Raw genomic sequence first — 25,017 nt, forward strand, 5'->3', positions numbered from 1 at the left:
GCGGGTCGCGACGGCGTTACGGTTTGCCGGTGACCGATCCGACACTGTGGACCGCCCTGGAGATGGCGGCCGCGCTGCGCCGGAAGGACATCTCGGCCCGCGAGCTGGTCACGGCGCACCTCGAGCGGATCGACGCCGTCAATCCCTCGGTCAACGCGGTCGTCACCCTGGTGTCCGAGCGCGCGCTCGACGAGGCCGCGGCGGCCGACGCGCGGCTCGCCGCCGGCGAGTTTGTCGGGCCGCTGCACGGCCTGCCCGTCGCGCACAAGGACACCCACCAGACCGGCGGGATCCGCACGACCAGGGGCTCACCCGTCTTCGCCGACGACGTCCCGGCCGAGGACGAGCTGGTCGTCGCCCGGATGCGCGCGGCCGGGGCGATCACGATCGGCAAGACGAACGTGCCGGAGTTCGGCGCAGGCTCGCACACGTTCAACCCGCTCTTCGGGCCGACGCGCAACCCGTACGACCTCTCGCGCAGCGCCGGCGGCAGCTCGGGCGGCGCCGCGGCGGCGCTGGCCACCGGCATGCACCCCATCGCCGACGGCAGCGACATGGGCGGCTCGCTGCGCAACCCGGCGTCGTTCTGCAACGTCGTGGGCCTGCGACCCGCCCCCGGCCGGGTCCCGAGCTACCCCAGTGAGGCCGCGTACTCGCCGCTGACCGTGCAGGGCCCGCTCGCGCGCACGGTGGGCGACGTGGCCCTGCTGCTGTCGGTGCAGGCCGGGCCGGACCCGCGCAGCCCGATCTCCATCGACGTCCCGGGCTCGGTGTTCGCCACGCCGCTCGACGGGTCGGTGGCCGGCCTGCGGGTCGCGTGGTCGCCCGATCTCGGCGGCTCCATCCCGGTCGACGCCGCCGTCACCGCGGCCCTCGAACCGCAGGTCAGGGTGTTCGAGCAGCTCGGGGCCCAGGTCGAGCGGGCCGATCCGGACCTGCGCGGCGCCGACGAGGTGTTCCGGACGCTGCGGGCCTGGTCGATGGCGATGTCGCTCGGCCCCGTGCTCACCCGGCACCGCGACCGGGTCAAGGCCACGCTGGCCGGCAACATCGAGGAGGGCCGGCGGCTCTCCGGCTCCGACGTGGCGCGGGCCGAGATCCTGCACTCGGCCCTGTTCCAGCGCATGCGCGAGTTCTTCGACCGCTACGACCTGCTGCTCCTGCCGGTGTCGCAGCTGCCGCCCTTCCCGGTGGAGATGGAGTACCCGACCGAGATCGCCGGCGTCGCGCAGAGCTCGTACATCGACTGGATGCGCTCGGCGTACCTGATCTCTGCCTTCGGGCACCCGGCGATGTCCGTGCCCGCCGGGTTCACCCCGGACGGGCTGCCGATCGGGCTGCAGATGGTGGGGGCGCACCGCGGCGAACTCGCCCTCCTGCGTGCGGGGCACGCGTTCGAGCAGGCCACGCGCGTCGGGGAGGTCCGCCCCGCCATACTCGGCCGATGAGGTTCACCACCACCGTCGAGCTGGGCGGGAAGACCGCGACCGGCTTCGAGGTGCCCGCCGCGGTCCTCGAGGGGCTCGGCTCCGGCAAGCGGCCTGCGGTCAGCGTGACCATCGGCGCGTACACCTACCGGACGACGGTCGGGTCCATGGGCGGGCGGCCCATGATCCCGCTCAGCGCCGAGAACCGGACGGCCGCGGGTGTGGCCGCCGGGGACGAGATCGACGTGGAGATCGAGGTCGACACGGCACCCCGGACCGTCGAGGTACCCGAGGACCTGGCTTCCGCGCTCGCCGACGCCGGGCTCCGGGAGAAGTTCGACGCGCTCGCCTTCAGCCACCGCAAGGAGCACGTCCGGGCGGTGGACAGCGCCAAGGCGGCCGCCACGCGCGAGCGGCGGATCGCGAAGTGCGTCGAGATGCTGCAGGCGTGAATTCGTCCCCGGCGCCCGTGAGGGAACGGGCGCCGGGGGCGAGGGCACGCGTCAGCTCCCCCTGACGCGTCGGTCTTCGAGAATCCGCGCCGCCAGCTCCGGGATCAGCGCGTCCCGGGCGAAGCGGTGGCCGAAGTCCGCGTAGGCGAGCAGCTCGCGGTAGAGCAGCTCGCCGACCTCACCGGGATAGAGCCGGCGCGCCCGCAGCGCTGCGACGCGGATCTCGCCACGCTCGGCGTGCGGCATCTCGGTGGTCGTCATCGGCTCCCCCTTTCGAGTGATAACCAGCATGGGCCCCGATCCGAGTCCCCACCAGGTGGGAGAACTGCGTACGCAGTTCTGACGACTCGACTGTCCGGTGAGGGGAAACGATGCTGATCACGACCATGAACGACGTTCCGGGACACCGCGTCCAGCAGGTGCACGGGGAGGTCTTCGGCCTGACCGTCCGCTCGCGCAACGTCGGCTCCCAGATCGGCGCCGCCTTCAAGTCGCTCGCCGGCGGCGAGCTCAAGGGCATGACGAAGAACCTCGAGGCCAGCCGCCAGGAGGCGATCGACCGGCTCATCGCCAACGCCCAGGGGCACGGCGCCAACGCGATCATCGCGATGCGCTTCGACACCACGGAGATGGGCGACACCTGGACCGAGGTCTGCGCCTACGGCACGGCCTGCACCATCGTCCCGGTCTGAGGCCGGTCAGCGCCTGCCCGCCTCCGCCGGGTCGTCGGTGCAGTGGAGCCGGAGCTGGTAGCTGGCGTTGCGGAAAGCCCAGTTGGTCGCGCTGGAGTCCAGGGGTCCGCTCTTCGTCCCGGTGATGAAGTTGAGGCTCTTGCTGTTCGGGTCCGGCGACAGCTCCCAGCCGGTGATCGAGATCCCGATCGGCCACAGCCGATCGGGCAGGGCCTCGGACTGGGCGACCTCGACGCCGGGCGGGAGGGTCACGAAGTCGGGCGCGTACTTCTCCTTGGTCAGCCACGGGTGATCCGCCGGGCAGGTGTGCGCCGGCACGATCTCGCTCTGCAAGGGCGCCAGCGTGCGCCACGGGCCGTGGACGACGATCGTCGAGTCGTCGCCGGAGGTGGAGGCCGTGCTCGCCTGCGCCGCGGTCGCCCCGAGCACGGTGGCGGCGGTGACCCCGGCCGCGACGAGGGCGGTGCGACGGAGCCAGCTGTGCTTCGACATGACTTCTCCCTGAGGTGCAGCCGGTCCCGCTCAGCCGCCCGGGTGGGCGGTGCGTCCGGCATGGGAGAAATCTCGCCGATTGTGAGCCGCGCCACCGTCGGGCGATCGGGCCCGCCGGGGCCGACACGGACGTCCACCGATCGGAGGACCTGCGAAGCAGCTGGCGGAAGCGGAGGGATTCGAACCCCCGGACCCTTTCGGGACTCTCGCTTTCACGGTGTGCTGGCGCGCTGGTCAGACGGCGTTCTGGCTGCTCAGCCGTTCATCGGAGTACGGGCTCGGACGGGCTGAGCGGACCGGGTCGCGGCACGGGTTGCTGTCAGGTTGCTGTCCCCCGGCGTGGACCTGCCACGCCCTCACACTGCCCTCCGAGCGCCGTCCCGTCGACCTGGCGAAGCCCGACCGCCCGTCCGCTCGTGGGCGGCCCTTGATCCCACCGCCGGCCTACCTACGACAGCTCCGCCCACGAGTGGACGGGTGGTAGCCCTCGGGGAGGTCGTTGGGACGGCGCGGGCCGCCATCCTGTTGATCTGCCCGCCCGGCGAGGGCTACCGCTTGGCGCGCGACAGGGTCACGTCGTCTCTTTCTTACCTACGATCAGTCGCGCTCCGGTGGTCACTCGCCGCCTGGTCGAGACCGCCGGCAGGTTAGGGGTCACCCGGTCGAGCTAAGCCGCTGAGCTGCCGATACGTTCGGTTTGTGCGCCCTGGCGAGGCTCTTCACCGTGCTGGGGACGACGGTGCCCGAAGAGCGCGTCGCTACCTGGAGTCAACAACCCGGGTCAAGACGGTCTGGCTTAACACCGATCCGTACCAGGCTGGCCGCCTGACCTTCAAGTGGCCCCATGACCCCGGTACGTACTCGTTCGACCTCGGCGGCGTCTTCCACGAGGGAGACCTCGATCGCCAGCACTTCGCGGCAGAGTCGAAGGCCTACACGAACAACCAGAACCACCAGGCGACTGAGTTTCGGACATTCCTGGCTGGTTGCTACTGCGTAGACTTGGCACAACCGATGCTGTATCAGCACTATATGTGGCTGACATCACATCCGTTCAGCGTAGACGACTGGAGCAGACTGTGCCGCCCCGACTGGATCATCAAGTCGCTCCTCCAGGAACGCGCCCGCGCACTCGGAGCACAGGACGAGGCTGCTGCGAGAAGCAAGATCAACATGGACCTCGTCGAAGCACTCTCTAAGAAGCTATGGCTAACCCTGATACCTGACAGGCACGAAGAGCTCTCGATCACAAAGAGCAACAGAGCCCTCATCATGAGCAGAGCCGTAGAGGAGGAGACCCTGTGACTCTTCCAGCCTCCTACTCTGACGCTCTCGACGTTGCCTATTCAGGAAAGACTCCCGATTCAGTAATCGGCGCAGTGAAGCAAGTTATCATAAACCAGCTACGCGAGATGGACTCGCGAGTCGAAATCGAAAGCACGGACTTCTTCAATCACAGCTTTGCCCCAGACTTCGTGCTGCACTGGAAGACATCGTCGATTAAGAGAGAAGTCTACGTCCGGCAGTCGTCTAATGACCCATACTTTTCTGAAGACATCGCCCTCCTCGTTGAGAAGTCTCCCGTCGTCTTCAGTCTGGAGCCGACCCACGGGCGTATGCGGGTCCGGAAAGAGACTGAGATTGATGCTCGCAGAGGCGACACTCTTCTAACCGACGCTCCTGGGCTGCACGAGATAACAGAGCGACGTGCTGGAAGCAAAGTATTAGACGTCGCCTCCCCTTCGATACTTCAAGGCGGGCGAGGCGTCCTAGATGAGGCAACTGCCGATAGCGTTGCGTCGGGCATTTCAAGAGGATTCCTCTCCGCGGCAGCGCTCAGTCTTGAAGAAACAAGGGAGACTGTTGCCCTATTCAGGTACTTCTTCAAATCCAGCCATGCAGCACGCCTGACACAGTTCCTTCGCGCCGTTTGGATCGGAGCGGGTGGCGCATACGAGGACTTCCCAAGTGACTCGCACCTCGATCGAGAACTCAGCCCTGAGGCACTTTCATTTCTCCTCCAGATACAAGATCGCGCAGACCTTCATTTTTGGAGGAGAGTCGGCTATGGCTTGTCCATCGGTAAGCTCGGGAGCCTCGAAGGAAAGGAGACCGTCAACTTCGAACGCCTAATCCTCGCGAACTTCGATCGCATACAGGCAAGGGCTGCACAAGCCTCAGATCCAGTTGAGAAGACAGGCGATCGAGTCGACAGATTCGGTAGTTGGTCTTCCCAAGCAGACTGTCTGGTGTGGAGCGGATCATCTGGAGCGCTTACCTTCGTAGAAGCAAAGCGCGCGCTCACGGATGCTGTCGATGGCGATGAACCGAACGCTGTTCCACTTGTCGAACTTCTCGAACGAGCACGCCGCCATCAAATCTCTCTTGAGAATCTAGAGCTAGAGAGCAACGGAAGACTAGTCTCTTACGGGGCGTCTCCGAAGGGCCGCAATCGCGACATCTCGTTGGACGACGAGTTGCTCCGTCTTATAGAGTCACTTGGTCCCGCAGCCGTCGTAAGACGCGCAGCTGTGACACTTGCGAATTCTCGTGCCCTTACCTGTGACTTCGAGACTTCAGTAGCCGCCGGCAGAGCAGGTGCAAAATACTCCCTCCTAGACCTGCTTCGCAGTGCTGCGCCTCTGCTGATCGACCTTTCCGACACCGACAGCCAAGCGCTAGCACGCCTGATCGCTGACCACCTTGAACTCGTGCAGCCGATTCCTCTCTTCTAACTCGTCTCCGAACCGAGCCCTCAAATGGTCGAAGCGCCTTGGACGCTGCGGATCTCGGAAGGCATCGCTGTCACTGAACGGGATCAGCTCGGTCACGATGCGTCGCAAAGAGCACTCAGCTATGGAGTTCTGTGCGCGAACCAGTCATCGTGGGCGTACGCCACGACACAGGAGCCAGCAATGAGTGACGTCGCAACGATGATCGAGAGCGCATACCGGAACGTCGCCACAGCGTCAGACCCGGTGGGGGGCCGCCAAGCTGCGGCTGAGATCGCGAAGACGCTGGCTTCCTGGCACGTCTCAGAGATCATCGCAGCTAGCACCGCTGCTGAGGTCCTCCGCGGGGCCCTGACATCTGCTTTGGCCGCACGCTCCGAGCCGTCCACCGATTCAGTGTTTCCTGTCGCTCTCTTCGACATCAACTTCGCGAGCGGTACGGAATTCGCCCGGGCGGCCGCACTCGCGCGGTCACGGGGAGCAACCGCTGTCTACGGAATCGCTCTTTACCAGCTCGGCAGGAGCGGCCCTACAGCGGCGGAGTGTGGATTAGATGCACTCCATATCGTCAACCCGTGGATGAACGCTGACGACGACCGCGAAGCCGCCGAGCGGAGCATCACATCAAGTGGCTTAACCGCCTAACGCTGCAAGCGCTGCTGAGCATGCGCCCGCATGCTTCTCGGCCAGATCACCACCAGCCTTAACTGCAGCGTCTTTAGAACAGCCAAGGGCTAGGCCGATGTCACGCCCGTTCATTATGCGTATGTCTACGATTCCCTGGTCTCGGCAACCGAAGACCAGAGCACCTTCAATCATGAGACGGGTCCTCGGCGCTTGCAGCTTGCTCGGCTTGGGCGACTGGTCAGCAACCTTTACCACACACCGGTCGATACTCGCACCGGCCAACTTACTTCGAAGCGCTCTGACCAGGTCGTTGATCTGCTCGGCAACTGCGGTCGAGCCGCTCTTTAGTTCGAATACTTGCTCGACCGCCGGCTCTGCTGAGGTACCGCCCAGCACGACGCCTGTCACGACTGGCCGCTTGACCTGGTAAACGATACAGATACCGAGTGCACCCACGGCTGCACTATAGAGTGATGGCATGTCGCCGTCGAAGGCGCCGTACCCTGACGGCACAGTGTTCAATGGACGCTACGAGGTGCGCGGATTCCTCGGCCGCGGCGCAGCTGGCGCTGCCTACAAGGTGTTCGATGCCCACCTCGGCGTAGAGGTTGCCCTCAAGCTGCTGGATCCGGTCGGAGGAGGACCTGCGGCGTGGAGCGAAGCTCAGGTCCTGGAGAAGCTCGGAGGCGATTACCTCCTTCCCGTCCACAACGCAGACGTCATCGCCGGAACCGATATTCGGTTCATCACAACAAAGCTGATGACGGGCGGAGACATTGCAACCGCTTGTCAGCGACTGGGCGTAGCGATAGCGACCGCGACAGCCTGGTCGTCGCAAATCGCTCACGCCGCTGAACGCCTCCACTCATATGGCCTGCTTCACCGAGACATCAAACCTGGAAACTGTTTCCTCGGGGAGGATGGCTACGCCTATCTAGCCGACCTTGGGATGGCTATTTCAATCGATCCATCAGGTACATCACTTCCGGATGGAACTCCAGTGACGGTAGCGCCCGAAGTGCTCGATCCCCAGAGTGGTTACTGCTCCGTGAAATCAGATGTATTCTCATTGGGAGCAACCACGTTCTTCATGATAACCGGAGAGTACCCGGTGGCCGACACAGGCCAAGGAAAAGCTCAGTACCTTGATGATGTCCGCTCTGGGAAAGGGAGACGTCTCCGCGAGTTGTCACCGCATGCCACGAAAAGCATGGCGATAGTGATTGAACGCGCTCTATCTAAAAATCCCGAAGATCGACAGACGTCCGCCCTTGAATTTGCCAACCAGCTCGCGACGGCCACTATCCATCGGCGCAGCTGGCATCGTGTCGAACACGCAGGGCACCATTGGTGTCTTGAAGCGCCTAAAGAGAAGACGCGGCAAGGAGCGGTGATCTGCACAAACGGAGCCTCGCCCGGTTACAGAATTGAGTCGAAGACATCGTCTGGGCGTGCTATTCGGGATGGTCAGCGGTCGGGAGTGAAGCTGCGTGATATACCAAAGGAGCTACGCACGATCACTGCGTCGATTTAGTAACCCGGCGAGTCCAGCGGCAACCTCCGTGCGTGCCGCTCGCTGGGCGGGGACCGGCCGGAGGCCGCACGCCCCGGCCAGCGGAAGCGGCGCGGCGGCAGAGCCGCCGCCTTGATCAGGTAGAGAAAGTCTGAACCCGGCGGCCTCGCGGCGGTTGTCGGGCTCCGCTTGATCGGTAACACGCTGGCTCCAGTTGAGGGGTAACGCTCCCGCCCTCGGTTCTGCTCGATGCGACTCGTCGTCGTGTGGAGGGGCCGGGGCTGATGCTCGTGGAGTTGAGCGTCGTGGAGCAGCGCTATCACGCCGTCATGGAGGTCCTGTCCGCCGGAGCGCCGGTGGTCGAGGTCGCCGCCCGCTACGGCGTGTCCCGCAAGACCGTGCACGCCTGGGTCCGCCGCTACCGCTCAGACGGCCTGGCCGGGCTTGCCGACCGATCCCATCGCCCGCACCATCATCCGTGGCAGCTCGCCCCGGACGTCGAGGCCCGCATCTGCGAGCTGCGCCGCGCCCACCAGTTCGCGCACGCGGTCCTGCGCAACGCGCTCTCCAACGCCGTGCGTGAGGAGCTGGTCGGTCGCAACGCCGCGAAGCTGGTCAAGATGTCGAACCCGGAGTACGACGTCGGCGCCGGCCTCGACCCGATCGCCGCCCGCGCGCTGCTCAAGCACATCGCCGACGACCGCCTGTTCGCGTTGTATCTCTGCGCGATGGTGCTCGGGATGCGGCGCGGCGAGCTGCTGGGGCTGACGTGGGACGCGGTCGACCTCGACGGCCACCGGCTCGTGGTTCGGTAGTCTCTGAGCTGGATGCAGGGCCGCGCGGTGCTCCTTCCGCCGAAGACTCGCGCCTCGCGCCGGGTGATCCCGCTGCCGGAGGTAGTCGTGACCGCGCTGCGTGATCATACGAAGAAGCAGGAGGACGAGAAGCTCGCGGCTGGTGAGACATGGGATGACAGCGGGTTCGTCTTCACCACCCGCCGCGGCGCTGCCATGTCGCCCTACACGCTTGGGAAGTACTGGCGGGATCTCCGAGATACCGCGGGCCTGGAGACGCTGCGCTTCCACGACCTCCGCCACACCGCTGTGTTGCTGCTGCTGGCCCTCGGTGTCCCTCCGCACGTCGTACGGGAGATCGCCGGGCACAGCGACATCAAGGTTACGATGACCGTCTACGCTCACGGAAGTTTGAATGAGAAGAGACTAGCGCTGTCGCGATTGGGAAGCGCACTAACGAGAATGGCAGACGAGGCCTGACTTCAAGAGTTGTGTTCGCCATCTTCCACCTGACGACTGCCGATACCCGGCGTCGAAATCCGCGGAGGCTTCGGGAATGGCCGCTTTCCAGAGATCTTCTGCAGTTTGAGCTCCTCCATCATTTGTTCTGGTGGAGTCTTTCGGACTCGAACGACTAAGTCCTCGTAGAACTCCTGATACGTCCCTTCCGTGCGACGCTGCCGTTCAGTTCGGATGAATGGCCACAGCTTCTCCCAGCAGGCCAACGCACTGCCCCCCATGAACGCCAAGATGAGCTTCTCAGGCGCAGCTCCCGTCGCCACCAGCGCGGCCAGATTATCCCAGAAATGGGACACTGCCAGCGCGTCGCTCTTGACCTTTGGCGGCAGCTCCTCAAAGTCTTCCGTACCGCTTTCATTCAATTGATAGACGGTCCACACCTTCTCCTTGAATTCCGGACTCCTGAACTCCTTGAACATGTCCACCGCCACTGGGAACATGTTCGCCCTTTCGAGAAGGCGGACCTGTCGCAGGGCAAAGAATCCGGACACCAGGATAGCGAGTAGAGAGAACACGAGCGCCAATATCGTTAGCGCCATACTGACCGCCGATCCACTATTGAAGGGCCAATGGAATGCATCCTATAGACGGTTAGCCCACTCTGCACGGACCCGACGCCCGGTATACGAAGGGCCCGCGCAGCCTCGTGGCACGAAGGCTCCGCCGACCGACATCACGCGGGCGTTGCTGTCACCGGTTGCTTTCAGCGCCCCGACGCGACAGGGCCGAAGATCTGTGATCATGCCTCTGAACTGGCGGAAGCGGAGGGATTCGAACCCCCGGACCCTTTCGGGACTCTCGCTTTCAAGGCGAGTGCATTCGGCCGCTCTGCCACGCTTCCGCGGGGCAGCCTAGCGGGCGGGGCCGGCGGCTAGGGACACTCCCGCAGACCGGCGACCACCCGCTCCAGGAAGTCCGCCGCCTGGGCCCGTTCGCTCGAGTCCAGCAGGTCGACGACGTAGCGGCGGACGCCGGAGACGTGGGTGGGCGCCGCCGCGGAGAGGCGCTCGTACCCCGCCGGGGTGAGGCAGGCGAAGATGCCGCGGCCGTCGGAGGCGTCCCCGTCCCGGCGGACCAGGCCGGCCTTCTCCAGCCGCGAGACCTGGTGGGACAGCCGCGACTTCGACATGGCGAGCATGTCCGCGAGCCCGCTCATCCGCATCCGGTGGTCCGGCTGCTCGGAGAGCACCACCAGCACGCCGTAGTCCATGTGGGACAGACCGTGCTCGTCCTGGAGATCGCGGTTGAGGCGCGCGTCGAGCAGCGTGGCGGACAGGATCCAGGCACGCCAGAACCGCATCTCCTCGTCGTCCAGCCACTGCGGCGACGACCCGGACCCTTCCGACACGGAAGGCAGCTTAGTCATCGGGGACGAGTCGACCCCGCGCCCGCGGTGTGGTGGGATCTCGATCGTCGCCCCGCCGGGGATCCGGTCGGGCGCCGAAAGGGGTGCCGGGATGCGGTTCGACGAGAACGCCGAGCTGGACACGTCGCGGATCGACGACCAGCGTGGATCCGGTGGCGGGGGCGGTAGCCCGCTCGGCGGGCGGGTCGCGCTGGGCGGTGGCGGGCTGGGCATCGTCGGGCTGATCATCTTCTTCCTCATCTCCGCGCTCGGCGGGGGCGGCACCACGACCGGGGGCGGCGGGCTCGGCGGTGGCCTCGCCCTTCCGAGTGGTCTCTCCGGGCTGTCGTCCGGCCAGAGCACCGACAACAGCCAGATCGCGCAGAGCTGCCGGACCGGCGCGGACGCGAACCGCAGCGTGGACTGCGAGGTCACCGCCGTCCTCAACTCGCTCGACGGCTACTGGTCCGACGCGTTCTCCCGCTCCGGCCAGACCTTCCGCGCCCCCCGCACCAACTTCTTCAACGGTCAGGTCAGCACCGGCGGCTGCGGCTCGGCGACCTCGGACGTCGGCCCCTTCTACTGCCCCGGCGACTCCGAGATCTACATCGACCTCTCCTTCTTCCAGGAGCTGCAGACGCGCTTCGGCGCGCAGGGCGGCCCCTTCGCCCGCGCCTACGTGATCGCGCACGAGTACGGCCACCACATCCAGAACCTCCTCGGCACGAACCGGCAGGTCCGGGCCGGGGACAGCGGGCCGACCTCGGGTTCGGTGCGGCTGGAGCTGCAGGCGGACTGCTACGCCGGCGTCTGGGGCAACCACGCCACGACCACGCCGACGTCGTCGGGCCGCCCGCTGATCACGGACGTGGACCAGGCGGACATCAAGGCCGCCCTGGACACGGCCTCGCGGATCGGCGACGACTACATCCAGAGCAACCTCGGCGGCGGCCGCGTGGACCAGAGCCAGTTCACCCACGGCAGCTCGGCGCAGCGCGAGAAGTGGTTCAGCACCGGCATCCGGACCGGCGACCCGGCGCAGTGCAACACGTTCACCACCAACAACCTGGGCTGAGCTCACGACCGGGCCAGCACGTCGAGGGCAGCGCAGTCGCACGGCGCACCGAGGGCGAGCAGGCCCTCGACGACGGGCCCGGGATCGAGGCCGCGGCGGTGTGCCCAGCGCCGCGTCTTGTGGAGGCTGCCGTCGCAGCCGCGGGCGTCGAGCGCGCCGGCGAGCCACCGTCCGAGGAGCCGGACGTGCTCGACCGGCAGGCCGAGGGCGGTGCAGAGGACACCGGCCCAGCTCGAGTGCGGGTCGTCGGGGAGGTCCGAGTGGTTCATGGCGCCGACGCTCGGTGTCGGCACCGACAGTCCAGGCCGGGTCAGGGGCCGAAGGGCCCGAGTTGTCCACAGGTCGGGTTCGCGCAGGTCAGCGGAGGCGGTGGGCACTCACAGGAAGACGAGGGACGGGGAGTGGCCGACGACGTCGAGGCTCCACCCCGGCCGTCGGTAACCCTCGGCGGACAGAAGTAGCCGGTGCTCGACGACAGGCTCACCGCGCGGCGCGACCAGGGCCGAGCCGTCGGGCAGGTAGCCCAGCCTCGCCGACACCCGTAGGGACGCCGTGTTGCCGGCCAGGGCACCCGAGCGGGCCTGCCGGGCACCCAGATGGTCGAAGGCGTAGGTCAGGACGGCGGCGCGCATCTCCGTGCCGAAACCCTTCCCCTGGTGGGCCAGCCCGAGCCAGGAGCCCGTGTCGACCTCGCGGAGCACCGCGAAGTTCCGCCCGGTCATGCTCTGCACCCCGACCACCCGGCCCTCGTGGCGGACCAGGAAGTGGAGCGTCCACGCCTCCGGGGAGAAGCGGGCCCGCTCGCCCCAGAAGTGCTGCAGGATGCCGCGGCCCAGGTAGCGCGGGTCGGCGTCCGTCCAGGCGTACTGGAAGGGCATCTCCTCGGGCGGGTGCACGCCGCCGTAGGCGAGCTCGACCAGCTCGTCGAGGCCGGCGTCGTCGTCCGGGCGCAGCTCGAGGCGCGGGGTGCGCAGGACCAGGGCGCGGGCGGGCCAGTGCATGCCCCGGGAGCGTGCCGCACTGCGGGGAACGGGTCGAGGCGAATAGCGTCGGTGAGCATGTACGCCATCACCGTCCCGGAGCCGGGCGGGCCCGAGAACATGCACTGGACCGAGGTCGAGGACCCGAAGGCGGGGCCGGGCGAGGTCGTCCTCGACGTCGCGGCATCCGCGGTCAACCGGGCCGACCTGCTCCAGCGCGAGGGGAACTACCCGCCGCCGCCCGGGGCGTCGGAGATCATCGGGCTGGAGTGCTCGGGCGTGATCTCCCAGGTCGGCGACGGGGTGTCGGGCTGGTCGGTCGGCGACTCCGTCTGCGCGCTGCTGACCGGCGGCGGCTACGCGACGAAGGTGGCGGTCCCGGCGGCGCAGCTGTTGCCGGTCCCGCAGGGCATCGACCTGGTGACGGCGGCGAGCCTGCCCGAGGTGGCGTGCACCGTGTTCTCCAACGTGGTGTCCTTCGCCGGCCTCGCCGCCGGCCAGACGCTCCTGGTCCAGGGCGGCAGCTCGGGTATCGGCACCCACGCGATCCAGGTCGGCAAGGCGCTCGGGGCGCGGGTCGCGGTCACGGCCAACCCGGCGCGGTTCGACGTCTGCCGCGAGCTGGGCGCGGACATCGTCCTCGACTACGCGGGCGACTTCGCCACCGAGCTCAAGGAGGCGACGGACGGGCGCGGCGCCGACGTCGTCCTCGACAACATGGGGGCCAAGGGGCTCAAGGCGAACGTGTCCGCGCTCGCGCCCGACGGCCGGCTCATGGTCATCGGGATGCAGGGCGGGGTGAAGGCCGAGCTCAACATCGGGGCCCTGCTGGCGAAGCGGGCCAGCGTGACGGCGATGGGGCTGCGCGGGCGCCCGGTCGACGGGCCGCAGGGCAAGGGCGAGGTGGTCCGCGGGGTCCGGGAGCGGATCTGGCCGCTGGTGGCGGACGGCCGGGTGCGGCCCGTCGTGCACGGCCGCTTCCGCCTGCAGGACGCCGCGGACGCGCACCGGACGCTGGCCGCCGGGGGCGTCGTCGGCAAGCTGGTGCTCGTCGCGCCATGATGGGCACATGACGGCACCAGACGAGAGCGACGGGCAGCAGCAGGTCATGGTCGTCGGACCGGACGGGCGCCCGGTCGGGATGGCCGCCGTGCCGCACGGCGACGACGAGGACGGCCAGGCCGGCCTCGGCGGCATGGTCGAGCAGCCCGCGAAGGTCATGCGGATCGGCACCATGATCAAGCAGCTGCTGGAGGAGGTCCGGGCGGCACCGCTCGACGAGGCCTCCCGGGCCCGGCTCCGCGAGATCCACGAGAACTCGATCAAGGAGCTGGAGGAGGGACTGGCCCCCGAGCTGCGGGAGGAGCTCAACCGGCTCTCGCTGCCCTTCACGGACGACTCGGTGCCCAGCGAGGGTGAGCTGCGGATCGCGCAGGCCCAGCTGGTCGGCTGGCTGGAGGGGCTCTTCCACGGCATCCAGACCGCGCTGTTCGCCCAGCAGATGGCGGCGCGGGCGCAGCTGGAGCAGATGCGCCGCGGCCTCCCACCGGGGATCGGTGGCGCGCAGATGCCGGGCCAGCCTCAGGAAGGTGGCGGCAGGGGGACCGGTCAGTACCTCTAGGCGGTCGCGGGCAGCCGGTTCCGCAGCATCCGCGCTGGTCGCGGGCGGTGCACCACCGCTCGCGGCGGGTCACGGAGGCGTCGGTACCCTCGTCGGGTGGCCGTGACCGTGGACGAGGACACCGCCGGGCGTGCGCGCCCGGTGATCGCCGATGCGCCCGGCTCGCGGAGCTGGGCGCGGGCGTTCGGCGACCTCCGCGAGGGCTGGCGCCAACGGGCCCTGTGGGGGCACCTCGGCTGGCAGGACATCAAGCAGCGGTACCGCCGCTCGGTGCTCGGGCCGCTCTGGATCTCGATCTCGATGGGCGTCATCGCGCTCGGGCTCGGCGTCCTCTACTCGCTGCTGTTCCAGGTCGACATCGCGACGTTCCTGCCGCACGTGGCCGTCGGCCTGCTGATCTGGAACTTCATCTCGGGCTGCATCCTCGAGGGCAGCGAGGTCTTCATCGCCAACGAGGGCCTGATCAAGTTCCTGCCGGCCCCGCTGTCGCTGCACATCTACCGGCTCGTCTGGCGGCAGACGCTGTTCTTCCTGCACAACCTGGTGATCTGGGCGGTCCTCGTGATCGTCTTCCCGCACCCGCTGAGCTGGACGCTCGTGCTGGCGGTCCCCGGCTTCGCGCTGCTGGCGGTCAACGGCGGCTGGATCTCCATCCTCTCCGGCATCCTGGCCACCCGGTTCCGGGACATCCCGCCGATCATCGCGAGCGTCGTCCAGCTCGCCTTCTACATGACGCCGATCGTCTGGTCCGTCGACATCCTGTCCGGCAACCCCGCCGTCCAGGAGCGCGCCCGGCTGGTGGAGATCAACCCGCTCTACCACTTCCTGGAGATCGTGCGGGCGCCGCTGCTGGGCCAGCACATCGCCTGGTTCTCCTGGGCCGTCGTCGGCGTGATCACGGTCCTGGGCTGGGCCGTCGGGCTACTGTGCATGCGTAACTACCGGGCCCGCGTGGCCTACTGGGTGTGAGATGAACGAGCCGAGCATCGACCTCGACCGCGCCTGCGTCGACTTCCCCATCTTCGACGCCAAGTCGCGCTCGCTGAAGAAGTCCGTCCTGGGACGGGCCGGCGGCCGCATCGGCACCGAGTCGCGGGTGCCGATCATCGAGGCGCTGCGGGACATCTCCCTCGCCCTGCGCAAGGGCGACCGGGTGGCCCTCGTCGGGCACAACGGCGCCGGCAAGACCACCATCCTGCGCCTGATGGCCGGCATCTACGAGCCCACCCGCGGGCGCGCCGCCGTCCGCGGCAAGGTCGCGCCCATCTTCGACCTCGCCGTCGGGATGGACCCGGAGATCTCGGGCCTGGAGAACATCATCATCCGCGGGTTGTTCCTGGGGATGACCCGCAAGGAGATGAACGCCCGGGTCGACGACATCGCCGAGTTCACCGAGCTCGGGGACTACCTGTCGATGCCGCTGCGCACCTACTCCACGGGTATGCGGGTGCGGCTCGCGCTCGGCGTCGTGACCAGCATCGATCCCGAGATCCTGCTGCTCGACGAGGGCATCGGCGCGGTCGACGCCGAGTTCCTCGCCAAGGCCCGGGACCGGCTCAACGAGCTGGTCGAGCGCTCCGGCATCCTCGTGTTCGCCTCGCACTCCGACGAGTTCCTCGCCGACCTGTGCGACACGGCGATCTGGATGGAGCACGGCACGATCAAGGAGTTCGGCCCGCTGCGCGAGGTCCTGCACCACTACAAGGGCCGGGACGTGCTGGCGGACCACTACCTCCACGGGGACAAGTCCGCGTGACCGCACTGCCGCCGGGTTCGGTCGTCGCCGTCGTCGTCACGCGGCACCGGACCGAGCTGCTGGTCGACTCGCTCGCCGCGATGGCCAAGCAGACCCACCCGATCGCCCACCTGGTCGTCGTCGACAACGGGCCGGACCAGCCGGCGCGCGAGATCGTGGAGTCCTGCGGGCTGCCCGCGACCTGGCTCCCCTCCTGGCACAACCTCGGCGGGGCCGGCGGCTTCGCACTCGGCATCCTGGCCGCGCTCGCCATGGGCGCGGACTGGGTCTGGCTGGGCGACGACGACGGGCACGCCGGATCCGAGTCCGCCCTGGCGGTCCTGATGGACCTGGCCGTCCGCAGGGACCTCGCGTCGGTCTCGCCGGTCGTCGCGGACAAGGCGGATCCGGACCGGCTGGCGTTCCCGCTGCGTCGCGGGGTGGTCTGGCACCGCACCCGCACCGCGCTCCTCTCGGCGGACGGGGACGGCGACGACGAGCTCCTCCCCGGCATCGCGTCGTTCTTCAACGGCGCCCTGGTCCGGGCCTCGACGCTCGACGTGATCGGCGTGCCGGACCTGCGGCTGTTCGTCCGGGGCGACGAGGTGGAGTTCCACCGCCGGATGGTCCGCTCCGGGCTGCCCTTCGGCACCGCGCTGCAGGCGACCTACCTGCACCCGCAGGGCGGCGAAGAGTTCAAGCCGATGCTCGGCGGGCGCCTGCACGCGCAGGACCCCGAGGACCCCACGAAGCGCTACTACACCTACCGCAACCGCGGGTTCCTCATGAGCCAGCCGGGGATGCGGAAGATCGGGATCCTCGAGATCCCCCGCTTCGCCTGGTACTTCCTCGTCACGAAGAAGCAGCCGCGCGCCTTCGTGGAGTGGCTCCGCCTGCTCAACCAGGGCCGCTCGGAGCGCTTCCACCGCGCCCCCTGAGCTGCAGCCCCCGGCGCTCGGAGACCCTGAGCGGTGCTCGGGGGGCTCGAGTGTCACCGAGCGGTGCTCGAGGAGCTCGGGCGTCACCGAACGGCGCTTGGGCTCTCCCGCGTCGCTGAGTGCGTGAGGATCCCGAGCTCGCGGAGCGTGGTGATCGTTCTCGGAGGTACGTGGTGGTGCTCCCGACCGCACTGGAGTCACCTTCGTGCCGATCATGCGGCTCATGATCGATCCGAGGGTGACACGAGCGCGGCGACGGTCGCGGTGGTGTCGCGGTCGGACCGATCTTTGCGACGTGTGCGGGGTCGGCCGCCGGCGCCGCGGGCACCTCGCTACCCTCGTTCCGTGACCGCGACCCAGCCCGAGGAGGCTCCTGCGCCGGCCGCGTCCCATGGGCTCGTCGCACAGCTGCTGCGGTTCGCCGCGGTCGGCGGCATCTCGGCGCTGGTCGACTTCGGGGTCCTGCACCTCGTGCTGCTGACGGACGTCCCGTCGTGGCTCGCGCGCGCGATCTCGTTCATCTGCGGAACCACCACGGCCTACTTCCTCAACAAGCGCTTCACCTTCGGGGAGGCGGCCGGCGGTCGAGGGCGGCTGGCCGGGTTCGTCCTGCTCTACGCCACCACGTTCGCGATCGCGGTCGGCGTGTACCAGCTCGCCCTCTCCTTCCTTCCCGAGATGAGCTTCAAGACCTCGATCGCCTGGGTCATCTCGCAGGGCACCGCGACGGTGATCAACTTCGTGATGCTCCGCACGGTTGTCTTCCGGAGCACCCCCACCTCCTGACCGGCGGGTTCATCCGGGCGCCGGTGCGTCCTGTCGAGGCCCGAGCTCGCTGACGCTCGAGGCCGGAGCTCGCTGACGCTCGGGGCTGCAGCCCGGACGTCGCAGACGTGTGTTTCGGGCTCCCGAAAGTGCCGACTCGCGGGTTTGGGTTGCGGCCACCAACAGCTTTGCGCTACAAAGTTCCTCACGGCGCAGAGTTCGCTGCGTCGCGGAGCTCGCGGGGGGAGCCATGACCGAGGTGCACGACGATCGTCCGGGCAGTGCGGCGGACGCGTTGGCGATCATCCAGGCCCAGCAGGCGCAGGTGTCGTCGGCGATCTCGCCGAAGGCCTACCTGTTCTTCCTGTTCTGGGGCGCGGCCTGGATCGTCATGGGGGTGTCCGGCTTCCTCGCCGGCATCGACGTCTTCCCCGGATGGGTCGCGGGAGTGCTCGGTACCGCCGCGATCGTGGCGGCGGGGATCGCGAGTGCGGTCGTCGGGATCCGGTCGGGCCGCGGGCTCGCCGGGCAGTCGACCCGCCAGGGCATGCTCTACGGGCTCTGCTGGCCCTTCGCGATGGTCGGGGTGAGCGTGTTCGTGGCGGCGATGAGCGCGGTCGGCGGGCTCTCGAGCGACCAGATGGCGATCATGGTCCCGGCGGCGTACGCGCTGGTGGTGGGCGCGCTGTATGCCGCGTCTGGGGCCGTGTGGGGCTCGATGAACAACTTCGTCCTCGGCATCTGGATCGTGGTCGTCGGCGGGGTCTCGCCCTTCCTCGGCACCCCGGCCAACCTGCTGTTCTTCGGGGTCGGCGCGGGCGGCGGGATGCTCGCCGTCGGGGTGGCGGAGCTGGTGCGTTCCCGGTGACCGGTGTCCCCCAGCTCGATCCCGTCATCCACGCCCAGGCCCGCCTGCGCGTGACCGCGAGCCTCGCGACCCTCTGCGAGGGCGATCGCGTGACCTTCCCCCGACTCCAGGAGCTGCTCGACATGACCGCCGGGAACCTCTCGACGCACCTGCGCAAGCTCGAGGACGCCGGGTACGTCCTGATCACCAAAGCGCACGAGCGCCGCACGCCCGTCACGTACGTGGAGCTGACCCGCGACGGGCGGCGCGCGTTCGAGGACTACACCGCGGCGCTGAAGTCCCTGCTCGGGGACGCGACGTGATCGCCCGGGCGCTCGGCGTGACCCGCCGGTTCGGGTCGACGGTCGCGGTGGACCAGCTGGATCTCGACGTCGCGGCCGGCGAGCTGGTCGGCCTGCTCGGGCCGAACGGCGCCGGCAAGTCCACGCTGATCAGCCTGCTCGTGGGGCTGCGCAAGCCGGACTCCGGTCGCGTCGAGCTGTTCGGCGGCGACCCGCGCGACGCTCGGTTCCGCCGGGAGCTGGGAATGACTCCCCAGGAGACCGGGCTGCCCACGACGCTGCGGGTCGGCGAGGTCGTCTCGTTCGTCTCGCGGCACTTCCCCGATCCCCTGCCGGCCGGCGAGCTGCTGGAGCGGTTCGGGCTCAGCGGACTGGAGAAGCGGCAGACGGGTGGGCTCTCCGGCGGGCAGAAGCGGCGCCTCGCCGTGGCGCTCGCGTTCGTCGGCCGGCCGAAGCTCGTGGTGCTCGACGAGCCCACCACGGGTCTGGACGTCGAGGGCCGCCGGGCACTGTGGGAGGGCGTCCGCCACTTCCACGCCGAGGGCGGCACGGTGCTGCTGACCAGCCACTACCTCGACGAGATCGAGAACCTCGCGAGCCGCGTGGTCGTCGTCGGCAAGGGCCGGGTGATCGCCGACGGGCCGGTGGACCACGTCCGCGGCCTGGTCGCCGTGAGCCGGGTCAGCCTGACCTGCCCGGTGCCGCCGCCGCTCGACGGCGTGGTGCACAGCGAGCGCGAGGGCGACCGCTGGGAGCTCCACACACCCGACGCGGACGCGCTCGTCCGCCACCTGGTCCGGGCCGACGTGCCGTTCACGGCGCTGCAGGTCCGGCCGGCATCGCTGGAGGAAGCCTTCCTCACGCTCACCGGGGAGACGTCATGACGCTCGTGGCCGCGCACTACCGGTTCCTCGTCCTGGAGCAGATCCGGATCCCGATCGCGCTGCTGTCGTCGGCGCTGTTCCCCGCGCTGTCGCTGCTGTTCTTCGTGGTGCCCTTCGACTACAGCAACGATCCCGCCGCCGCGACCACGTCGGTCGCCCAGCTGATCGTCTTCGCCGTGATGACGAGCTTCCTGTTCACCTTCGGCGTCGGGGTGGCGGACGACCGGGAGAAGTCCTGGGATCCCTACCTGCGGACGCTCCCGGCGCCGGCCTGGCCGCGGATCGCCGGCCGGGTGCTGATGGGCGCCACGTTCGCCCTGCTGTCGGTGATCCCCGTGACGATCGTCGGGGCGCTGTTCACGAGCGCCACGGCCTCGCCGCTGCAGCTGCTGCTCGGGCTGGTCGCGCTGGTGGTGGCGGGGCTGCCGTTCCTGTTCGGCGGACTCGCGATCGGCTACTCGATGCCGGTCAAGGTCGCCCTGCCCGTGACCAACCTGGTGTTCTTCCCGATCGCCTTCGGCGGCGGCCTGCTGATCCCGCCCGGCCTCTTCCCGGGCTGGCTGCAGGGGGTGTCGACGCTGCTGCCCTCGCGCGGGGCGCGGGACCTGGTGGTCTGGGCGGTCGTGGGGACGCCGCCCTCCGTGCTCGCGGTGATCGCCATGGGGGTGTGGGCGGTCGCCACGGCGGCGGTCGCGGTGTGGGCGTACAAGCGCGACCAGGGCCGCCGGTTCCACTGAGCCCTCGTGAGTGGCGATAGTCGCTCTGGCGACTATCGCCACTCACGGCTACACGAGGTGGCCGGCGATCCGGTAGCGGCGGCGGACGACGACGGAACCGATGCCCGAGCGTCCGTAGATGCGGAAGTGGGGGGCGTGGGCGGGGGCGACGGGGACCCGGCTGCGGACCATGCCCAGGCCTGCGACCAGGCCGTCGAGGTCCGCAGTGGCTCCGGCCGGGACGAAGAGGCGGGCCGCGCCCGCGCCGAGCTCCAGCTCGATCTCGACGACGGGATGGGTCAGCTCGGCCTCGGTGAAGTCGAGCAGGACCGCGCCCATCGTGCTCTGGACCCGTAGCCGCGCCGGGACCTCCCAGCGGCCGGTGCGGCGCAGCGAGCCCACGCCGGCGCGGAGGACGAGCGGCGGGCCGACCGGAGTGCTGAGGACCGGCTCGTCGTCCGGGAGGTCCTCGAGCGGGGGGACGAGATCGGCGGCGAATCGGGCCGCGTAGACCACCTCGAGCCGTTCCTCCAGCTCGGAGAAGGTGATCCGGCCCTCGCCCACGGCACGCTGCAACCGGACCGCGGCACGCTCCCGATCGGCGTCGGAGATCCGGATGCCGGGGCGCGGGCCCGCGGGCTCGACCCGCGCCGGCGGGCGCGGCCGCCAGATCGAGGACCCGCTCATCCGTGCAGCGTAGCGGCCATCCGGGGTGGGCACGCGGGTCGAAGGGCGACCGTCGGTAGCCTGACTCCCGATGACCAGCCCAGCCAGCGAGACCCGGACCCTGCACGGATGGGGGCGCACCGCACCCACCGTGGCCACGGTGATCACGCCGCGCGGCCCCGACGACGTCGCCGCCGCGATCACCGGGGCGGGCACGCGCGGGATCATCGCCCGCGGCCTCGGCCGCTCCTACGGCGACCCGGCGCAGAACGCCGGCGGCACCGTGCTCGACATGACCGGCCTGTCGCGGATCCACACGATCGACGCGGACACCGGGCTCGTCGACCTCGACGCCGGTGTCTCGCTCGACACGCTGATGCGCCGCGCACTGCCCTTCGGCCTGTGGATCCCGGTGCTGCCGGGTACCCGTCAGGTCACCATCGGCGGCGCGATCGGCGCGGACATCCACGGCAAGGCGCACCACGTCGTCGGCAGCTTCGGCAACCACGTCGTCGCGATGACGCTCGTGCTTGCCGACGGGTCGGTCCGCGAGCTCACGCCGGAGGGTCCGGACGAGGAGCTGTTCTGGGCGACCGTCGGCGGCATGGGGCTGACCGGTGTCGTCGTGCGGGCCACGCTGAAGCTGCACCACGTCGAGACCGCGTACTTCAAGGTCGACACCGAGCAGATCGGCACCCTCGACGAGCTCATGCGCCGCCAGACCGAGGACGACGAGAAGTACGCCGAGTCGGTCTCCTGGTTCGATGCCGTCACCACCGGGGAGCACTTCGGCCGCGGGCTGCTGACCAGGGCGAACCACGCCGTGCTGGACGATCTCTCGCCCAAGCAGCGCCGGGACCCGCTCAAGTTCGACGCGCCGCAGCTGCTGACCGTGCCGGACGTGTTCCCGCCCGGGATGCTCAACCGCTGGACCGGCAAGGCGTTCTCCGAGCTCTGGTACCGCAAGTCGCCCACCAAGCTGGGTGCGGTCCAGAACATCACCCAGTTCCTGCACCCGCTGGACATCGCGGGCGAGTGGAACCGGGCGTACGGGCCGCGCGGGTTCCTGCAGTACCAGTTCGTGGTGCCGCTCGACCGGGACGACGTGATCCGCGAGGTGCTCTCGCTGGTCACCGCGGCCGGGCAGGTCTCCGCGCTCAACGTGCTGAAGCGCTTCGGCGAGGGCAACCGGGCGCCGCTGTCCTTCCCCAAGCCCGGCTGGACGCTGTGCCTGGACATCCCGATCGGCCCCGGCCTCGGCGAGCTGTGCGACGAGCTGGACCGCGTGGTGCTCGACGCCGGCGGCCGGCACTACCTGGCCAAGGAGTCGCGGACGACGCCGGAGGCGATCCGGCGCGGCTACCCGCGGCTCGACGAGTGGCGCAAGGTCCGCGCCACGGTGGATCCCGAGGGCGTGTTCGCCTCCGACATGGCACGACGACTGGAGCTGATCTGATGATGGACGCCGTCGGTAACCCGCAGAGCATCCTGCTGCTGGGTGGGACGTCCGAGATCGGGCTCGCGACCGTCGAGGCCTTCGCCACCGACCGGCCGCTCCGCGTCGTGCTCGCCGGCCGTGCCTCCACCCGGCTCGACGAGGCGAGGACCCGGCTCGAGGGCCGCGGGTGCGCGGTCGAGACCCTGGACTTCGACGCGGTCGCCGTCGACACCCACGCGTCGGTGGTCGACAAGGCGTTCGCCTCGGGCGACGTCGACGTCACGATCGTGGCGTTCGGCCTGCTCGGGGACAACGAGGAGGCCTGGACGGACGCGGCCAAGGCCGTCGAGCTGGCCCAGGTCAACTACACCGCCGCGGTCTCGGTCGGCGTGCTGGTGGGCGACAAGCTCAAGGCCCAGGGCCACGGTTCGCTCGTCGCGCTCTCGTCGGTCGCGGGCGAGCGGGCGCGGCGCTCCAACTTCGTCTACGGCTCCACCAAGGCCGGCCTCGACGCCTTCTACTCGGGCCTCACCGAGGCCCTCCGCCCGTCCGGCGTCACCGTCACGGTCGTCCGCCCGGGCTTCGTGCACACCAAGATGACCGAGGGTCTGAAGCCCGCCCCGCTCTCCACGACCCCCGAAGCGGTCGCCGAGGTCATCGTGCACGCGGTGCGGGTGAAGCAGGAGCTCGTCTGGGCCCCGGCCCCCCTCCGCTTCGTCATGTCGGCGCTGCGCCACGTGCCTCGGCCGCTCTTCCGCCGACTGCCTCTCTGAGGCCGCCTCTGCGAGCCCCGGCCCCACGTCGGGACCCGTGTCCTGTCGATCGTGGGAGCCGGGGCCGTTCAGACCTGAGGGCGATGCCGGCCCGCGAGGCCGACGACGATGATCCCGGCCAGGAGGGTGATCCCGGCGCCGACCTGCAGGGCTGTGCCGGACCCCGTCACGAAGGCCTGCGTGATCGCGCCGTACCCGGTCGGGTCGAGGTCGAGCGCGGCGGCGACCGTGCGGGGTACCGGATCGTGTGCCTGCAGCGCGGCGGGCAGGTGGCCGGCGAAACCGGCGACCGTGATCGTGCCGATCACGGCGATGCCGAGGGCACTGCCGAGCTCGCGCGTGGCCGACTGCAGGCCGCCGGCCACGCCTGCCTGCGCCGCCGGCAGCCCGGAGGTGAGCACGGTGGTGAGGGTGGGGAGCGCCAGGGCGAATCCGATGCCGAGCACCACGAGCCAGAGTGCGTAGGCGAGGAAGGACTGGTGGACCGCGAAGGAGAGCCCGAGCAGGCCGCCGCTGATGAACAGGAAGCCGGCGCCGAGGGTGACCGGGACGCCGATCCGGACGGCGAGAACGGGCAGGAAGCGGGAGCCGACCAGGATCGGGATCGCCAGCGGCAGCGTGCCCAGCCCGGCCTCGATCACGGTGAAGCCGCGGCCGTACTGGAGCAGCGAGGAGTTCAGGTAGAACAGGCCGAAGCTGCCGAACCAGGTCACGAGCATCCCCAGGCTCGCGCTGGACAGCAGTGGCGAGCGGAACAGCCGGGGATCGAGGAGCGGGTGCGTGACACGCAGCTCGACGAGCACCCAGGCGCACCACAGGAGCACCGCGAGGACGAAGGCGCCCAGCACGACCGGGCTTCCCCAGCCGCGTTCGGGGCCCTCGATGATGCCGCCGAGCAGCGCGACGGAGGCCGCCACGATCAGCACCGTGCCGGCCGGGTCGAAGCGGCGGAACGTGCGCGGGCTCGCCTTGGTGGCGAGCATGATGCCGGCGGCGCAGAGCGCGGCGAGGGGGACGATCCCGGCGAACAGCGTCCGCCACGAGCCCGAGCTGAGCAGCGCGGCGCCGCCGAGGTTGCCGAGGGCACCGGCCAGGCCCGACACGATGCCCCAGGTCCCGAGCGCGCGGAGGCGCTGGGCTTCCCGGGTCGCGTGCACGAGCACACCCACGCAGTTCGGCAGGACGAGGGCGGCGCCGAGCCCGGACACCGTCCGGCCCACGAGCATGATCGCAACCGTGGGGGCGAGCGCCGAGGTGGCGGCGCCGAGGGCGAGGACGAGCAGGCCGGTGAGCAGCGTGCCCTTGCGTCCGAAGCGGTCGCCGACCGCGCCGCCGGGGATGACGAGGCAGGCGAAGACGATGACGTAGGCGTCGACGATCCACAGCAGTTCGGCCGAGCTCGGGTGCAGGGAGCTGGCGGCCAGCATCGGCTGGGCCACGTTCATCGACGCGACGAAACCGACGACGAGCAGGGTACAGAGGCAGACAGCGATCAGGGCCAGCGTCTCGCGCCGCCTCACCGAGGCGGAGGCTTTCGTGGTCGTCGCGGGGCCACCGGCCTCACCTGTCATGACACGCATTGCGTTCCTTCCCTCTCCCCCGGTGCGGGTTGGCGCACCGAGGGATTACGAGTCACAGTGTCCCGAAAAGCTAACAGATAACGGTGCACACTGTCCATGAACTC

General features: G+C 69.1%; 30 protein-coding genes, 1 tRNA gene and 1 pseudogene. 22 read left to right on the forward strand and 10 right to left on the reverse strand.

All coding sequences use genetic code 11. The features are described 5' to 3' along the window. Positions 1-29: 29 nt before the first annotated feature. Positions 30-1,448, forward strand: coding sequence for an amidase (locus ABD324_RS30665; protein ID WP_344425043.1), 1,419 nt, complete (start codon positions 30-32; stop codon positions 1,446-1,448). Next, entirely contained in the window at positions 1,445-1,879 is a 435-nt protein-coding gene (locus ABD324_RS30670; RefSeq protein WP_344425046.1) for a YdeI/OmpD-associated family protein, read from the forward strand. Before ABD324_RS30665 ends, ABD324_RS30670 begins: the two co-directional genes overlap by 4 nt. Before the next feature lie 51 nt (positions 1,880-1,930). Here ABD324_RS30670 and ABD324_RS30675 read toward each other — a convergent pair whose 3' ends face one another. Continuing rightward, positions 1,931-2,140: a hypothetical protein gene (locus ABD324_RS30675; protein ID WP_344425049.1), complete on the reverse strand. Its 210-nt coding sequence runs from the start codon at positions 2,138-2,140 to the stop codon at positions 1,931-1,933. 110 nt (positions 2,141-2,250) lie between these two features. Between ABD324_RS30675 and ABD324_RS30680 the strand changes: the two genes are divergently transcribed. Continuing rightward, the gene (locus ABD324_RS30680; protein WP_344425052.1) at positions 2,251-2,571 is read left to right on the forward strand and encodes a YbjQ family protein; all 321 of its coding nucleotides are present in this window, start codon (positions 2,251-2,253) and stop codon (positions 2,569-2,571) included. A gap of 6 nt (positions 2,572-2,577) precedes the next feature. On the opposite strand, the gene ABD324_RS30685 is transcribed toward ABD324_RS30680, so the two are convergent. Next, positions 2,578-3,063, reverse strand: coding sequence for a hypothetical protein (locus ABD324_RS30685; protein ID WP_344425055.1), 486 nt, complete (start codon positions 3,061-3,063; stop codon positions 2,578-2,580). 699 nt (positions 3,064-3,762) lie between these two features. On the opposite strand from ABD324_RS30685, the gene ABD324_RS30690 reads away from it, so the two are divergent. The 3 genes from ABD324_RS30690 (at position 3,763) to ABD324_RS30700 (ending at position 6,440) form a co-directional block, all read left to right on the forward strand. Beyond that, positions 3,763-4,368 carry a hypothetical protein gene (locus ABD324_RS30690; RefSeq protein ID WP_344425058.1) on the forward strand — a complete coding sequence of 202 codons (606 nt, stop codon included), beginning with the start codon at positions 3,763-3,765 and terminating at the stop codon, positions 4,366-4,368. Further along, positions 4,365-5,798 carry a hypothetical protein gene (locus ABD324_RS30695; protein ID WP_344425062.1) on the forward strand — a complete coding sequence of 478 codons (1,434 nt, stop codon included), beginning with the start codon at positions 4,365-4,367 and terminating at the stop codon, positions 5,796-5,798. Before ABD324_RS30690 ends, ABD324_RS30695 begins: the two co-directional genes overlap by 4 nt. Positions 5,799-5,978: 180 nt before the next feature. Next, complete coding sequence (locus ABD324_RS30700; RefSeq protein ID WP_344425064.1) at positions 5,979-6,440, forward strand: hypothetical protein; 462 nt, start codon at positions 5,979-5,981, stop codon at positions 6,438-6,440. Here ABD324_RS30700 and ABD324_RS30705 read toward each other — a convergent pair. Then, entirely contained in the window at positions 6,429-6,878 is a 450-nt protein-coding gene (locus ABD324_RS30705; protein WP_344425067.1) for a hypothetical protein, read from the reverse strand. The two genes, ABD324_RS30700 and ABD324_RS30705, sit on opposite strands and share 12 nt — an antisense overlap. A 22-nt stretch (positions 6,879-6,900) precedes the next feature. Between ABD324_RS30705 and ABD324_RS30710 the strand changes: the two genes are divergently transcribed. From ABD324_RS30710 to ABD324_RS30720, 3 genes and pseudogenes are all read left to right on the forward strand, one after another. Continuing rightward, positions 6,901-7,956: a serine/threonine-protein kinase gene (locus ABD324_RS30710; protein WP_344425070.1), complete on the forward strand. Its 1,056-nt coding sequence runs from the start codon at positions 6,901-6,903 to the stop codon at positions 7,954-7,956. 263 nt (positions 7,957-8,219) lie between these two features. Beyond that, a pseudogene (locus tag ABD324_RS30715) lies at positions 8,220-8,468 on the forward strand (helix-turn-helix domain-containing protein); the annotation flags it as partial. A 294-nt stretch (positions 8,469-8,762) separates the two neighbouring features. Then, positions 8,763-9,209 (forward strand): site-specific integrase, encoded by a 447-nt coding sequence (locus tag ABD324_RS30720; RefSeq protein WP_344425073.1) that lies wholly within the window; start codon positions 8,763-8,765, stop codon positions 9,207-9,209. 2 nt (positions 9,210-9,211) lie between these two features. Here the strand turns inward: ABD324_RS30720 and ABD324_RS30725 are convergent, their stop codons facing one another. The 3 genes from ABD324_RS30725 to ABD324_RS30735 form a co-directional block, all read right to left on the reverse strand. After that, entirely contained in the window at positions 9,212-9,763 is a 552-nt protein-coding gene (locus ABD324_RS30725) for a DUF4760 domain-containing protein (RefSeq protein WP_344425076.1), read from the reverse strand. Positions 9,764-10,001: 238 nt separating this feature from the next. Next, a tRNA-Ser gene (locus tag ABD324_RS30730) sits at positions 10,002-10,089 on the reverse strand. Between the two features lie 30 nt (positions 10,090-10,119). Next, positions 10,120-10,596: a MarR family winged helix-turn-helix transcriptional regulator gene (locus ABD324_RS30735; RefSeq protein ID WP_344425079.1), complete on the reverse strand. Its 477-nt coding sequence runs from the start codon at positions 10,594-10,596 to the stop codon at positions 10,120-10,122. Positions 10,597-10,705: 109 nt separating this feature from the next. Here ABD324_RS30735 and ypfJ point away from each other — a divergent pair, with 109 nt between their 5' ends. Then, complete coding sequence (gene ypfJ, locus ABD324_RS30740; protein ID WP_344425082.1) at positions 10,706-11,668, forward strand: KPN_02809 family neutral zinc metallopeptidase; 963 nt, start codon at positions 10,706-10,708, stop codon at positions 11,666-11,668. Between the two features lie 2 nt (positions 11,669-11,670). Here ypfJ and ABD324_RS30745 read toward each other — a convergent pair whose 3' ends face one another. Both ABD324_RS30745 and ABD324_RS30750 read right to left on the reverse strand, forming a co-directional pair. Further along, on the reverse strand, positions 11,671-11,937 hold the full coding sequence (locus ABD324_RS30745; RefSeq protein ID WP_344425085.1) for a DUF2695 domain-containing protein: 267 nt from the start codon (positions 11,935-11,937) through the stop codon (positions 11,671-11,673). Positions 11,938-12,045: 108 nt separating this feature from the next. Continuing rightward, on the reverse strand, positions 12,046-12,669 hold the full coding sequence (locus tag ABD324_RS30750) for a GNAT family N-acetyltransferase (RefSeq protein ID WP_344425088.1): 624 nt from the start codon (positions 12,667-12,669) through the stop codon (positions 12,046-12,048). Positions 12,670-12,726: 57 nt separating this feature from the next. Between ABD324_RS30750 and ABD324_RS30755 the strand changes: the two genes are divergently transcribed. The 10 genes from ABD324_RS30755 to ABD324_RS30800 all read left to right on the forward strand — a co-directional run bounded on the left by ABD324_RS30755 (position 12,727) and on the right by ABD324_RS30800 (position 20,477). After that, entirely contained in the window at positions 12,727-13,710 is a 984-nt protein-coding gene (locus tag ABD324_RS30755) for an NAD(P)H-quinone oxidoreductase (protein ID WP_344425091.1), read from the forward strand. Between the two features lie 7 nt (positions 13,711-13,717). After that, positions 13,718-14,269 carry a bacterial proteasome activator family protein gene (locus tag ABD324_RS30760; RefSeq protein ID WP_344425093.1) on the forward strand — a complete coding sequence of 184 codons (552 nt, stop codon included), beginning with the start codon at positions 13,718-13,720 and terminating at the stop codon, positions 14,267-14,269. 96 nt (positions 14,270-14,365) lie between these two features. After that, the gene (gene wzm / locus ABD324_RS30765) at positions 14,366-15,238 is read left to right on the forward strand and encodes a galactan export ABC transporter permease subunit Wzm/RfbD (RefSeq protein ID WP_425565938.1); all 873 of its coding nucleotides are present in this window, start codon (positions 14,366-14,368) and stop codon (positions 15,236-15,238) included. A 1-nt stretch (position 15,239) separates the two neighbouring features. Beyond that, positions 15,240-16,025 carry a galactan export ABC transporter ATP-binding subunit Wzt/RfbE gene (gene wzt, locus ABD324_RS30770; RefSeq protein WP_344425095.1) on the forward strand — a complete coding sequence of 262 codons (786 nt, stop codon included), beginning with the start codon at positions 15,240-15,242 and terminating at the stop codon, positions 16,023-16,025. After that, positions 16,022-16,942, forward strand: coding sequence for a galactofuranosyltransferase GlfT1 (gene glfT1, locus ABD324_RS30775; protein ID WP_344425098.1), 921 nt, complete (start codon positions 16,022-16,024; stop codon positions 16,940-16,942). Before wzt ends, glfT1 begins: the two co-directional genes overlap by 4 nt. Positions 16,943-17,287: 345 nt before the next feature. Further along, positions 17,288-17,728 (forward strand): GtrA family protein, encoded by a 441-nt coding sequence (locus ABD324_RS30780; protein ID WP_344425101.1) that lies wholly within the window; start codon positions 17,288-17,290, stop codon positions 17,726-17,728. Between the two features lie 229 nt (positions 17,729-17,957). Beyond that, the gene (locus ABD324_RS30785; protein ID WP_344425105.1) at positions 17,958-18,575 is read left to right on the forward strand and encodes a hypothetical protein; all 618 of its coding nucleotides are present in this window, start codon (positions 17,958-17,960) and stop codon (positions 18,573-18,575) included. Then, on the forward strand, positions 18,572-18,877 hold the full coding sequence (locus tag ABD324_RS30790) for a transcriptional regulator (protein ID WP_344425108.1): 306 nt from the start codon (positions 18,572-18,574) through the stop codon (positions 18,875-18,877). Before ABD324_RS30785 ends, ABD324_RS30790 begins: the two co-directional genes overlap by 4 nt. Further along, positions 18,874-19,740 carry an ABC transporter ATP-binding protein gene (locus ABD324_RS30795; RefSeq protein WP_344425112.1) on the forward strand — a complete coding sequence of 289 codons (867 nt, stop codon included), beginning with the start codon at positions 18,874-18,876 and terminating at the stop codon, positions 19,738-19,740. The genes ABD324_RS30790 and ABD324_RS30795 overlap by 4 nt, the downstream gene beginning before the upstream one ends. Further along, on the forward strand, positions 19,737-20,477 hold the full coding sequence (locus tag ABD324_RS30800; protein ID WP_344425115.1) for an ABC transporter permease: 741 nt from the start codon (positions 19,737-19,739) through the stop codon (positions 20,475-20,477). Before ABD324_RS30795 ends, ABD324_RS30800 begins: the two co-directional genes overlap by 4 nt. A gap of 48 nt (positions 20,478-20,525) precedes the next feature. On the opposite strand, the gene ABD324_RS30805 is transcribed toward ABD324_RS30800, so the two are convergent. Next, positions 20,526-21,143, reverse strand: a complete 618-nt coding sequence (locus ABD324_RS30805; RefSeq protein WP_344425118.1) for a DUF1707 domain-containing protein — start codon at positions 21,141-21,143, stop codon at positions 20,526-20,528. Between the two features lie 70 nt (positions 21,144-21,213). Here ABD324_RS30805 and dprE1 point away from each other — a divergent pair, with 70 nt between their 5' ends. Together dprE1 and dprE2 are read left to right on the forward strand one after the other, a co-directional pair. Beyond that, entirely contained in the window at positions 21,214-22,578 is a 1,365-nt protein-coding gene (gene dprE1, locus ABD324_RS30810; protein WP_344425121.1) for a decaprenylphosphoryl-beta-D-ribose oxidase, read from the forward strand. Further along, on the forward strand, positions 22,578-23,333 hold the full coding sequence (dprE2, locus tag ABD324_RS30815; RefSeq protein WP_344425124.1) for a decaprenylphospho-beta-D-erythro-pentofuranosid-2-ulose 2-reductase: 756 nt from the start codon (positions 22,578-22,580) through the stop codon (positions 23,331-23,333). Before dprE1 ends, dprE2 begins: the two co-directional genes overlap by 1 nt. Positions 23,334-23,401: 68 nt before the next feature. On the opposite strand, the gene ABD324_RS30820 is transcribed toward dprE2, so the two are convergent. Beyond that, positions 23,402-24,853: an MFS transporter gene (locus ABD324_RS30820; protein WP_344425127.1), complete on the reverse strand. Its 1,452-nt coding sequence runs from the start codon at positions 24,851-24,853 to the stop codon at positions 23,402-23,404. Positions 24,854-25,017 lie beyond the last annotated feature (164 nt).

This window comes from Pseudonocardia ailaonensis, from assembly GCF_039531635.1.
In the GTDB taxonomy this organism is placed as follows: domain Bacteria; phylum Actinomycetota; class Actinomycetes; order Mycobacteriales; family Pseudonocardiaceae; genus Pseudonocardia; species Pseudonocardia ailaonensis.